This is a genomic window from Synechococcus sp. R5-12, from assembly GCF_047502655.1.
Taxonomy (GTDB): Bacteria; Cyanobacteriota; Cyanobacteriia; order Thermostichales; family Thermostichaceae; genus Thermostichus.
Window position 1 is genome coordinate 1 of record NZ_JANSIM010000098.1, and the last position, 11,076, is coordinate 11,076.

An 11,076-nucleotide genomic window follows, 5' to 3' on the forward strand; every position below is an offset into this window, starting at 1 on the left:
TTTCCAGTATAGTCCAGCGTATCATTGACTAGAGTCATGCTCCCTAGGCAGCTGAGTCCAGCAGCAGGGCTCGGCCATAGGCCCGCTGCAACACCGCTGGCTGCAACACCTCCCGCGGGGATCCCTGGGCAATTAAGACACGGTTGAGGAGGAGCACTTCGTCGAAGTAGGCCCGGGCCTGCCCCAAATCGTGGTGCACCACCATCACGATGTGGCCGGCATCTGCCAGCTCCCGCAACACCTGGAACAAAATAGCTTCGCTGGGCTGGTCGATCCCGGCAAAGGGTTCGTCAAGGGCGTAGATCTCCGCTTCTTGCGCCAAGGCCCGCGCCAGGAACACCCGCTGCTGTTGTCCCCCCGACAGCTTTCCAATGGGGCGATCCCGGTAGGCCCCCATCCCCACCCGCTCCAGGGCTTGAGCAGCCCGCTGCTGCCCCTTTTTCCCGATGCGGCGAAACCAGCCAGCAGCTCTCACCTGCCCCATCAACACCACATCCCACACCGTGGCGGGAAACGACCAGTCGATGGCCGAGCGCTGGGGTACATAGGCCACTTGCTCTCCCCACAGCGCTTGCCCACCGTAGCGCACTTCCCCCCGTTCCAGCGGCACCAACCCCAACAGCCCCTTGAGAAAGGTGCTTTTGCCGGCCCCGTTGGGCCCGAGGATGCCCGTGACGCGGCCCGGCGCGATTTCAGCTTGGATCCCTTGCAGCACCTGCAGGCTGCCGTAACGCACCGTCAGATCCCGCACCACCAGGGATCCCCTGGCCGGACCAAGAGGGAGAGGAGGAAGTTGCTTTTTCATTTTGTTTTCATTTTCGGTAAGTCCAGTGTACCCTAAAGGGACATCTAAACCATGAAACGATGATCAAAAGTCTTGTCTTCCTTTGGGGGCGGCGCCGTTGGGTAGCAGCCTTCGGCTTGGCAATAGGACTCTGTCTCGCTGACGGGAACGGCAGTTTTCTGGCCTTGGCCGGTTCGGGTTGGGCGCGTCCCCGCGTTGTGGCTACCACTACGTTGATCGCCGATTGGGTGGAGCAGGTGGGCCAAGATCGCATCCAGCTCACCAGCCTGCTGCAGCCGGGGATGGATCCCCACATCTACGAGCCGGCACCGGCGGATGGGATGGCCCTAGAGCGGGCAGACTTGGTGTTTTACAACGGCTACAACCTGGAGCCGGGGTTGATGCGCCTCATCGAGGCCACAGCCCAACAGGCGCGGCGGGTTGCCTTGGCCGAGATCCTCGATCCCATCGTCACCAATGAGGAGGATGGGATCCCCACTCCCGACCCCCACGTGTGGGGCAATGTGGAAAACGTCATCCTCATGGTGGAGCGCATCGCCCAAGAGCTGGCGGAACAGGTGCCTGGCGAGGCGACCTTCTTCCAAACCAATGCTGCTGCCTATCGAGCAGAGCTGGAGGAGCTTCATGCCTGGATTGGGGAGCAAATTCAGACCATCCCCCCTCCCAACCGGGTTTTGGTGACCACTCACGATGCTTTTGCCTACTACACCCAAGCCTACGGTCTAAAAATGGGGGGATCCCTGCTGGGGATCAGCACCGAAGAACAGCCCAGCGCCCAGACTGTGGCCCGGTTGGTGGCCGAGATCCGCGCTCTACAGGTGCCGGCTGTCTTTGCCGAGACCACCCTCAACCCGGCCCTGATCCAAACGGTGGCCGCTGAAGCGGGAGTCAAGGTAGCGGAACAGGAGCTGTACTCCGATTCTTTGGGGGAAGCAGGCAGCGGTGCTGAAACCTACATCGCCATGATGCGCCTCAACACCTGCACCATCGTGGCAGCCTTGGGCGGATCCCCTGACTGTCCTTGAGGGGCAGCATCGAGACGGTGGGGCTGAGTTTTGTATGATAGGGGCTCAGACCCTCGTTATCTCACCGCGTCCATGCCTGCTGCCATCCGTCGCCCGCCTCGTTCCCTCTACTGTGGCCAAGTGCGCCCGGCCCACATCGGCCAGACCGTCACCCTCTACGGCTGGATCGACCGCCGCCGCGACCACGGCGGTGTGATCTTCTTGGATCTGCGGGATCGCTCCGGCATCGTGCAACTGGTGGCGGATCCGCAGAAAACTCCGCAGTCATATCCACTGGCGGGGGAAGTGCGCAACGAATATGTGGTGCGGGTAACGGGAACTGTCCAGCAACGGCCCCCCGACTCCTTCAACCCTCGCCTGGCCACCGGCGAGGTCGAGATCTACGCCGAACAGTTGGAAGTGCTCAGTCCAGTCGGCAAGCAGCTCCCCTTCAGCGTCTCGGGAGAAGAAGCAGAGGAAGTGCGAGAAGAGATCCGCCTGCGCTATCGCTACCTGGATTTGCGGCGGGAGCGCATGTCCCGTAACCTGCAACTGCGCCACCGGGTCATCCAGGCCATCCGCCGTTTCCTAGAAGACGAGGAGGGCTTTGTCGAGGTGGAGACTCCCATTCTCACCCGCTCCACCCCAGAAGGGGCCAGAGACTACCTGGTGCCCAGCCGCGTCAACCCCGGCGAGTGGTTTGCCCTGCCGCAGTCGCCCCAGCTCTTTAAGCAGCTGCTGATGGTGGCTGGCGTGGATCGCTACTACCAGATCGCCCGCTGCTTTCGGGATGAGGATCTGCGGGCGGATCGGCAGCCGGAGTTCACCCAGTTGGACATGGAGATGAGCTTCATGGATCAAGAAGGGATCCTGGAGCTCAACGAGCGACTGATCTGCCATATCTTCAAAACTGTCAAAGGGATCCACCTGCCCCGTCCCTTCCCGCGCCTGACCTATGCCGAGGCCATGGCCCGCTACGGCTCCGACAAGCCTGACACCCGCTTTGGGATGGAGTTGGTGGATGTTTCGGAGGTGTTTCAGGGATCCCGATTCAAAGTCTTCGCCAAAGTGCTGGCTGAGGGCGGTTTGATCAAAATCCTGCCAGTGCCCGGCGGCGATGAAAAGATCTCCAACACCCGCATCAAACCAGGCGGGGATCTGTTCAAGCTGGTCACCCAGTATGGGGCGGGCGGCTTGGCCTTTATCCGGGTGCGGCCCGACAGCCTCGATACCATCGGCGCCCTGAAAGAGAGCTTGAGCCCCGAGCAGGAGAAGCGGTTGCTGGATCTCACCCAGGCCAAGCCAGGGGATCTGTTGCTGTTTGGGGCAGGGCCGGCGGCAGTGGTGAACGAGTCTTTGGGCCGGCTGCGGCTGCACCTGGGCCAGGAGCTGGGTTTGATCCCAGAGAACGCCTTGAATCTCCTCTGGATCACCGACTTTCCCATGTTTGAGTTCAACGCCGAAGAAAATCGCCTGGAAGCCCTGCACCACCCCTTTACCGCCCCCCACCCCGACGACTTGGCCGACCTGAAAACGGCGCGGGCCCAGGCTTATGACCTGGTGTGGAACGGCGTGGAAGTAGGAGGGGGATCCCTGCGGATTTACCAGCGGGAAATTCAGGAGCAGGTTTTTCAAGCGATTGGCCTCACCCCCGAACAGGCGCGGGACAAGTTTGGCTTTTTGTTGGAAGCCTTTGAGTATGGCACCCCGCCCCACGGCGGCATTGCCTACGGCCTGGATCGGCTGGTGATGTTGCTGGCCGGGGAAGATTCCATCCGGGATGTCATCGCCTTTCCCAAAACCCAGCAGGCGCGATGTTTGCTCACCGGCGCTCCTTCCAGCGTTGAGGCGAAGCAGCTCAAGGAACTGCACGTTGCTTCCACCTATCAGCCCGGTTGAGGGAGGTATCTTCCAACGACCACGGGTGCTCGATGATTTCGGCACGGGTAACAGGGCTGCGGAGATCCAGCAGACAATATTCCTTTTCAACCAAAAGGACTTTCATTGTGGAAGCTGGGCCTTTTTAACGGGAGTTCAGGAGTGCCTGGGATCCCTTCTCCCAGCCCCAGCTCCCACCTGTGGGAGGATAGAAAGGAATACACCCCTACTTTTTTTGCCATGCTACAGCTGACGGGAAAGAAAGCCTTGGTAACCGGCATTGCCAACGAGCGCTCCATTGCCTGGGGCATTGCTCAGCAACTGCACAAAGCGGGGGCCAGCCTAGGGGTTACCTATCTGCCGGACGAGCGGGATCGCTTCAAAACCAAAGTTCAGCAACTCACGGATCCCTTGCAGCCAGATTTTCTCCTCCCCTGCGACGTGCAAAGCGATCAGCAAATCAGCGATCTGTTTCAGGGGGTAACCGAAAAATGGGGTCAGGTCGATATTCTGGTTCACTGCCTGGCCTATGTCAAAAAAGAGGAGCTGAGCGGCAACTTCAGCGATATCTCGCGGGAGGGGTTTGCCCTGGCCATGGATGTGAGCACCTACTCCCTGATTGCCCTCTGCCGGGCTGCCAAGCCCCTACTGAGATCCGGCAGCAGTGTCCTCACCTTGACCTACTTGGGAGGAGTGCGAGTGGTGCCCAACTACAACATGGCTGCCGTCACCAAAGCGGGCCTGGAAACCTGTGTCCGCTACCTGGCTGCCGAGCTGGGCCCTGCCGGGATCCGGGTGAACGCCATTTCTGCCGGCCCGATCCGCACCTTGGCCTCATCGGCCATTTCCGATTTTCATGCCATGCTGCATGCTGTGGAGGAGAAAGCTCCCCTACGGCGCAATGTCACTCAAATAGAGGTGGGCAATGTGGCGGCTTTTCTGGCCAGCGACCTGGCCAGCGGCATTACCGGCCAGGTGATCTACGTGGATAGTGGGTATAGCATCCTGGGTTTTTAAGCGCTTTGGGATCCCTTGGGGATGGCTCCGGCATGAATCGCTTCTCACCCTTGCAGCGGTTGCTGCTCACCTGGATCTTGATCGTCATCAGCGGCTGGCTGGCCATACAGGTGGGTCGGCTGTTTGGGCATTTGCTCACCACCATCCTGACAGCGGCGGTGCTGGCCTTTTTGCTCAACTACCCGGTGCAGGTGCTGCGGCGCTATCGGGTCAGTCGAGGTTTGGCGGTCACCCTGGTCTTTGCTCTCTCGGTGGTGCTGCTGGTCTTGGTGGGGATCGCCGTGGTGCCGGTCTTGGCCAAGCAAGTGGTGCAGCTGGGGGCGCGGATCCCAGAGTGGGTGGACACCTTACAAAATTGGCTCGACCAGATTAGCCTTTGGGCCGCCGAGCGCAACATCAACCTTGGCCAGACGGAGCTGGTCAATACCCTTCTCAACCGCCTGCAGGCCAGCGCCGAGAAAATTGCCGGCCAATCCCTGGATCTCCTTCTGGGTACGTTCAACCAGGTGATCGACTTGGTGCTGGTGCTGGTGTTGGCCCTCTACATGCTGCTCTACGGGGGCCAGTTCTGGCAGGGGTTGCTCAGCCTCTTCCCCAAACCTTGGGGGCCGCGCATTGGCGAAGCCCTAGCCCTCAGCTTTCAGAACTTCCTCATCAGCCAGTTGGTGTTGGGGTTCATCATGGCCCTGATGCTGGTGCCGGTTTTTGGGTTTTTGCGGGTACCTTTCGGGCTCCTGTTTGGCCTGCTGATCGGCCTGCTGGAGGTCATCCCCCTGGTGGGGGGGGTAATTGGCATTGGGGCGGCGGCGGTGTTGCTGGCCTTTCAGGACATTTGGCTCAGCCTTAAAGTGGTGCTGGTTTCCCTGATCGTGCAGCAGGTGAAGGATCGGGTCATCGCCCCCCGCCTGATGGGAGAGCTGATCGGGCTAAATCCAGTGTGGATCTTGATTGCCCTGTTGGTGGGGGCGCAACTGGGGGGCATCCTGGGCGTGATCGTCGCCATTCCCCTCAGCAGTGTGGTGAAAAGCCTTTACGAGATCGCCCGCTCTGCCGACCTGGCCGCCGAAGATGGGTTGGGTTCCGGTGTAAAAGGATCCCCGCAAGGGCTCCGTCCGAGTAGCGCCAACGGCGAACCCCGCCGGGATCCCACCCTGCCCAAGCCGGAGACCCAGCAGATCTAGCCACCCGAAAAAGGAAGAAGCTCTGTCCATGCGCTTCAGGAGATCACCCTAACCGGCAGCGAAGCAGAGGCTCAATCCTGGTGAACCCAGTTGCTGTATCGATGGCTACCCTTTCCCTCGGGGAGAGGGGCCGAGGGTGTTGGGTCCAGGAAACGGTCTCGAGCTCCCTAGGGATCCCGGCTAGCGAATTTTGCCCTCGATAAAGGGCACCTCCAGCACCTTTTCGTGGTGGATAGGGCCGTGGCCGAAGTAGCCTCCCTCCCCAAACAGTTCGCCGTGATCGGCTGTAACCGTGATGTAGGTGTTTTTGGGAACCAGGTCGAACAGCTGTTCAAAGATCCCATCCAGGTAGCGCACCGCCTGGATCTGTCGCTGCCGTAGCTCTTCCAACTGGGCCGAATCGAAAAAGGGGATCCCGTCCTCTTCTCCTTCATCCAGCCGCTTCAACACCCCATTCACCCCCGAGATGCGGGGCCACAAGCTGGGATCCTCATCGGGCAGCGCGTAGGGATAGTGAGTTTCGCCCACGTTTAACAGGTAAAAGCTGGGGCGATCCGGCTCGAAGCGCAACTGTTCCACCATGGCCGCCATATCGTTGTGCTGGGGCATGAGGCGGTAGGAATCGAAATCCCGATTCAGCAGCGTGCTGGGGTTGAGCACCGGCATGGAGACCATGGCGTGGGTGGTGTAGCCCAGTTGATGCTTCAGCAGCGTCGGCAAATAGAGATGAGGCAGCAGATGCTTGAACTCAATGGGTTGCCGGGTGCCGAGCCGCTCGTTGTAGCGCAGATAATCTTGCTTGTAGTGCTCGGACGCAAAAACGTGGATGGGGCTGGTGTGGGGCAGCAGGCCCATGAGCAGGTTGTAATGGGCAGGGGCCGTCCAGGAAGCGTAGCTCCAGCGCTTTTCCAGAGGGCCCAACTTCAGCAAGTGCTTGGGGTTGGCCGCCAGCAGGCTGTCGAAGCGGCAACTGTCTAGGACGATGAGCAGATAGTTGTTCTGTCCCCGCGGTTCAGGGCGGGGGTCGGGCTCAGACGCAGGAGCGGCAGACGATTTCCACCAGTTTAGGAATCCCATCCTTCCTCCTCCTCGTCGGCGTAGGGCCGCTGGACAATCCGCCAGTTGGGAGCTGCTGCCGCATCGTCGTCCTCAGGAGCGGGATCGCGAATGCGTTCCGGCGGGATATTGGAATAGGAATAGCGGCCTGCTTGGGGATCCGGCTCGTACTCCGGCAGATCTTGGGGCAAATAGTGGTCGGGGGGAATCAGCTGGGCTTCCAAAAAGCGAACTCGGTCGCTCAACTGAGTTAACTTACGGATGGCCTGTCGCTGGAACACCCGGTCGTGCAATCGCCAGGAGCCTACATACAAAAATCCCAGCCCCATCCCTGCCCCATAAGAGGCCAATAGCACCAACGATAGAGGAAGCGGGGATCCCGATTGCCCACCCACCACAACCCTTGCCGGGGATCCCCAGTTTTGGATGAGGAGAACGAGCAGGCTCAAGATCCACAAGCCCAGGAGTATGAAGCGAAGGTTTCTGATCGCGTTAGCGGGACGAAATTCTTGCATGGCCTCAACCCTACCCTTTATTAGGCTACCATTCTTCCCTTTCTCCACTGGCCTGGCAGCAAAGACGCTGGAAGCTCAAGCGGAGTTGTTCTCAACAGCCATTAGCCCTCTCCCTAAGGCGCGCTTCAGGGAGACCCCGGGGCGGAAAAAGTCGTTTCTAGCCGCCTGTATCTCTCCTCCAGGAGAAGGACTTGGACTGTTGAAGCTCGCTGCAGGAGCAGGTTTGCGGGTATGGGCGGTACAAGATTCGAACTTGTGACCCCTTCCGTGTGAAGGAAGTGCGCTACCACTGTGCTAACCGCCCGCAGATACCACTCTAGCAGCTATCGACTAGAGCAGGATCTCTATATTACCACGTCAGCGATTGAGCTAGAGGATTCGGATCGGCATGGGAGATGGCTAGAGATAGCCGGGATCCGGCCTGAGGGCTACAGTAAGGGTCAGGGAGCTGTGGGGTGCTATGGCCTACTCACCGACCGAAGAGGCAATTGCTCTGCTCATTGATTTGGCAGAACGAGGCGAGATCGATCCCTGGGATGTGCAGGTCATCGAGGTTATCGATCGCTTTCTGGCCCGTATGGCTCCCACCAGCAGCAGCCATGACCTGTCTGAGTCGGGACAAGCCCTGCTCCACGCTGCCATGTTGGTCTATCTTAAGGCGATGGCTTTGGCAGAACCAGAAGCAGAAGAAAGTGAGCCCAGCCCGGTGGAGGTAGAAGTGGATCCCTGGCCAAGCTGGTCTTTGGCGCACTTGGATCGCGTGTTGCAACCCAGGGCAGCACCCCGTCTTCAACGTACCCGGCCCATCACCCTCAAAGAACTCATCGCCCACCTGCAAGAGCTGGAAACCCTGCTGGAACACCAGCCCGAAGCTGCCCCAAAGCCGCTGGCCCAACGGATTTCTCGCCAGCAAGCGCTGTCGGCCATCACTCAGCTAGCCCACCCGGAAAACCTTTTGGAAACCACCGCCGAGCTAGAATCTCTGCTGGCTCAGCTTTGGCAGCAGGGTCTGACCCAGATCAGCTTTGTCGATCTCCAGCAACACTTTTGCCAAAAAAGCTATCAAAACGGCAGCAGCGGGACCATTCACCCCATTCAAGTCTTCTGGTCATTGCTGCTAATGGCTGCCCGCTCTCAGGTGGAGCTGTGCCAAGAGGAGTTCTACGGCCCACTGACCATCCGACCCTGCACAACTGAGGGCCTGGCAAAGTAGATCCCGCCCTTGGGATCCCCTTCATTTGCCAAGGTGAACTCTAGAGAACTTTTCTGGCCGTGGCCGGGCCATCCACCTCTAGGCTTCTGAGCTGGCGTCTGAACCTGAGGATGTCAAGCGCTCTTCTGCGCCGCTCTGGCAAACGGAGAACTCAATCCGTGCCTTCAGCATCGTGCCGGGCACGATCCGCCCGTTTGAGATCTTCCCCACTGGAGCGCACCGGCAGCTCGGCAGGAGCCTCCCGATCCAGGTAGTAATCCTCCACGAGGCGCTCGCTGCTGGGATGATCTTCTCCTTCGGTAGGCAACAGTGGCGGATGCAGCAATTCAGCCGGAGGGCAGTCTTCTGAGGTGAGCAAATCTGACGTGCTGAGCATCCCCTTGGGAATGGTGGAAAGGCGCTGAGCAACAGCTCCAATGCTTTCCAGGCGAATCATCTCCTCCCAGGAGCAGATCTCCTCCTCATCTTCTGTCTCGTAGCGAACTAGGATGGTGTCCCCTTCGATATCGAGGATCTTGGCCCGTTCCAGCCAGCGTCCCTGATCCCGCAGATAGATCCACACATCCTTGCCTTCGCGGCTGAGTTGATAGATCCTACGATGAAGCACGGTCCCCTCCTGAAGTGAAAGATCCGAGTGAGTTGTGGGGGCTACCCAGCTCATCCCTCCATCTTAGCGGCTGGACACCGAGGCTGTATGCCTTTCCCGAGGCCAGACAGAGTCTCTTTAGGTTGGGTCGGTTTCGGCCAGAGAGACCCCTTCCATCGCCAAGGCTGTCTCCGCTTCTTCTGCCTGCACATCCCGCAGAAAGGATTCCAGAGAGGCATGGGCTTCCGCCTCCAGTTCTGCTCCGCCAAGGGTTATGCTCTCTTCCGGCAGCCAGCCCAAAAACGGCAGGGGCAAGAGGGTAGAAAGGTTGGTCAGGATCAGCAGCAGCCCCAGCCGGCTGAAATCGGTCTCCGTTACCCCCAGCCCATGCATCAGCAGGGATCCCAGCTCTTGGGAGAGAAACCCCGCCAAATTAAAGGCCGACATCAGCAGAGCAAAGAGGGTGGCCTCGATCCCAGGGGGGCAGAGGCGGGCGGCCAAGACCAGCACCGGCATAAAGGCAATTTGTCCTGCCACCGTCAGCACCAGGCTGTCCCCCAAGCTAAACCAATGATCGTCGATACCCCAATCCCGGTTGAGGTGATAGACCAAGATAAGGCTGGTCAGGCCCAACCCTGCCGAGATCACGGTCATCCAGCCGAACAGGGGCCGCAGTGGGATCCGCCGCAGATACACCTGGAAGATCCCTACCCCCAGCAAACTGGCGATGCTGGTAACCAAGCGCACCTGACCCAAAAATTCCGGCCCAAAGCCGAGATCGTTGGTGACAAAGTAAAAAAGAGCCGCATCGGCGCTGGGAGTGGCCTGCCAAACGAACACAAACAGCACCGGCAGCAAAATGCTGGGTTGCCGCAGCGCCCGCCACACCTGCCCCACCTGTTGTTGCAAGGGATCCCAGCCCTGGGACAACGCCACCGGTTGATCGGCAATAACCCAAGCTGCCAGAGCGATGAACAACGGCAAAAAGGCCGTCAGCCCAAACACCACCTGCGGCGGATAATGGGCTAAGAGCGCTCCTCCCAAATAGGCGGTGAGCAGGGATCCCAAGGCCGTTGCTCCCCAAGTTAAAGATTGCAGCGTGCCCGTCCCCGCCCAGTCACTGCCGTGTACCCGCTCCACCACCAGCGAATCTACGATTACATCCCCTACCGCCACCGCCAGGGATCCCAAAACCATCCACAGGGTGGCCAGACCAGCCGTCGGTGCCCACAGGGCCATCCCCAGCCAAGCCCCACACCCCAGAAGCCCCGACAACAAGAGGTAGGGACGACGCCGATAGCCCGCCACCGGTACGGTATCCGACAGCAGGCCGTAGAGGGGCTTGAGGATCCAGGGGCTCATGGCAACGCCCATCAACGCCGCCACCTGAGACGGGCTGAGGCCCAAGCTATCCTTCAGGTAAAAGCTGGTGGCCAGCCGTGCCAGCCCCACCGCCCCCTGCACAAAGTACACCAAGAGGATTCCGAACAATTCCGGCGTCCAGTGGATATCCCGCAGCGGGGTCAGGGTGGATTGGTGCAGCCGTTGCAGCAGAGGATGAATCATGAGCGGTCGCAGTGTAGCGAGATGTTAGTTGGTGCGGTGTTGCCTTGGCAACAGCAAAACCATAAGAATCTTAACAGTCTCTTCACCTTAACCTGTCCAACTGGCTTCCGGCTCCGACCTCCTTGGACGGGTTGCGCTTCCCAGCGCTCTTTCTGCTCAACCCAGCCGAGCTACAAAATCTACAAAATAATGAGGTCGAAATGAGGTCGAAAGGTAAACTACCCGGCTCCGACCGCTAAGCGGTACGGAGCGGGC

At 59.7% G+C, this 11,076-nt stretch carries 9 protein-coding genes, 1 tRNA gene and 1 pseudogene; 5 read left to right on the forward strand and 6 right to left on the reverse strand.

Annotation, left to right across the window (positions count from 1 at the left end; translation table 11 throughout):
• Positions 1-43: 43 nt before the first annotated feature.
• Positions 44-805, reverse strand: a complete 762-nt coding sequence (locus NW843_RS06065; protein WP_011432791.1) for a metal ABC transporter ATP-binding protein — start codon at positions 803-805, stop codon at positions 44-46.
• Between the two features lie 59 nt (positions 806-864).
• On the opposite strand from NW843_RS06065, the gene NW843_RS06070 reads away from it, so the two are divergent.
• The 4 genes from NW843_RS06070 (at position 865) to NW843_RS06085 (ending at position 5,885) form a co-directional block, all read left to right on the forward strand.
• On the forward strand, positions 865-1,830 hold the full coding sequence (locus tag NW843_RS06070) for a metal ABC transporter solute-binding protein, Zn/Mn family (protein WP_414522407.1): 966 nt from the start codon (positions 865-867) through the stop codon (positions 1,828-1,830).
• A gap of 72 nt (positions 1,831-1,902) precedes the next feature.
• The gene (gene aspS / locus NW843_RS06075) at positions 1,903-3,708 is read left to right on the forward strand and encodes an aspartate--tRNA ligase (protein WP_414522408.1); all 1,806 of its coding nucleotides are present in this window, start codon (positions 1,903-1,905) and stop codon (positions 3,706-3,708) included.
• A gap of 219 nt (positions 3,709-3,927) precedes the next feature.
• A complete protein-coding gene (gene fabI, locus NW843_RS06080; RefSeq protein WP_011432788.1) occupies positions 3,928-4,704 on the forward strand; it encodes an enoyl-ACP reductase FabI in 777 nt (258 codons plus the stop codon).
• 32 nt (positions 4,705-4,736) lie between these two features.
• Positions 4,737-5,885, forward strand: a complete 1,149-nt coding sequence (locus tag NW843_RS06085; protein ID WP_414341734.1) for an AI-2E family transporter — start codon at positions 4,737-4,739, stop codon at positions 5,883-5,885.
• A 180-nt stretch (positions 5,886-6,065) separates the two neighbouring features.
• On the opposite strand, the gene NW843_RS06090 is transcribed toward NW843_RS06085, so the two are convergent.
• The 3 genes from NW843_RS06090 to NW843_RS06100 all read right to left on the reverse strand — a co-directional run bounded on the left by NW843_RS06090 (position 6,066) and on the right by NW843_RS06100 (position 7,760).
• Positions 6,066-6,962 (reverse strand): sulfatase-like hydrolase/transferase, encoded by an 897-nt coding sequence (locus NW843_RS06090; protein ID WP_011432786.1) that lies wholly within the window; start codon positions 6,960-6,962, stop codon positions 6,066-6,068.
• Positions 6,950-7,390: a hypothetical protein gene (locus tag NW843_RS06095; protein ID WP_238376922.1), complete on the reverse strand. Its 441-nt coding sequence runs from the start codon at positions 7,388-7,390 to the stop codon at positions 6,950-6,952. The genes NW843_RS06090 and NW843_RS06095 overlap by 13 nt, the downstream gene beginning before the upstream one ends.
• 298 nt (positions 7,391-7,688) lie before the next feature.
• Positions 7,689-7,760, reverse strand: a tRNA-Val gene (locus tag NW843_RS06100).
• A 156-nt stretch (positions 7,761-7,916) separates the two neighbouring features.
• On the opposite strand from NW843_RS06100, the gene NW843_RS06105 reads away from it, so the two are divergent.
• Entirely contained in the window at positions 7,917-8,669 is a 753-nt protein-coding gene (locus NW843_RS06105; RefSeq protein ID WP_414349871.1) for a segregation/condensation protein A, read from the forward strand.
• 316 nt (positions 8,670-8,985) lie between these two features.
• Here the strand turns inward: NW843_RS06105 and NW843_RS06110 are convergent.
• Together NW843_RS06110 and NW843_RS06115 are read right to left on the reverse strand one after the other, a co-directional pair.
• Positions 8,986-9,276, reverse strand: a pseudogene (locus NW843_RS06110) (DUF6679 family protein); the annotation flags it as partial.
• 117 nt (positions 9,277-9,393) lie between these two features.
• Positions 9,394-10,821 carry a folate/biopterin family MFS transporter gene (locus NW843_RS06115; protein WP_414342453.1) on the reverse strand — a complete coding sequence of 476 codons (1,428 nt, stop codon included), beginning with the start codon at positions 10,819-10,821 and terminating at the stop codon, positions 9,394-9,396.
• Positions 10,822-11,076 lie beyond the last annotated feature (255 nt).

Coding starts and splice junctions, on each gene's coding strand:
- aspS (WP_414522408.1), top strand. CDS start 1,903: ATGCCTGCTGCCATCCGTCGCCCGCCTCGTTCCCTCTACTGTGGCCAA.
- NW843_RS06070 (WP_414522407.1), top strand. CDS start 865: ATGATCAAAAGTCTTGTCTTCCTTTGGGGGCGGCGCCGTTGGGTAGCA.
- NW843_RS06085 (WP_414341734.1), top strand. CDS start 4,737: ATGAATCGCTTCTCACCCTTGCAGCGGTTGCTGCTCACCTGGATCTTG.
- NW843_RS06090 (WP_011432786.1), bottom strand. CDS start 6,962: ATGGGATTCCTAAACTGGTGGAAATCGTCTGCCGCTCCTGCGTCTGAG.
- NW843_RS06105 (WP_414349871.1), top strand. CDS start 7,917: ATGGCCTACTCACCGACCGAAGAGGCAATTGCTCTGCTCATTGATTTG.
- NW843_RS06065 (WP_011432791.1), bottom strand. CDS start 805: ATGAAAAAGCAACTTCCTCCTCTCCCTCTTGGTCCGGCCAGGGGATCC.
- NW843_RS06115 (WP_414342453.1), bottom strand. CDS start 10,821: ATGATTCATCCTCTGCTGCAACGGCTGCACCAATCCACCCTGACCCCG.
- fabI (WP_011432788.1), top strand. CDS start 3,928: ATGCTACAGCTGACGGGAAAGAAAGCCTTGGTAACCGGCATTGCCAAC.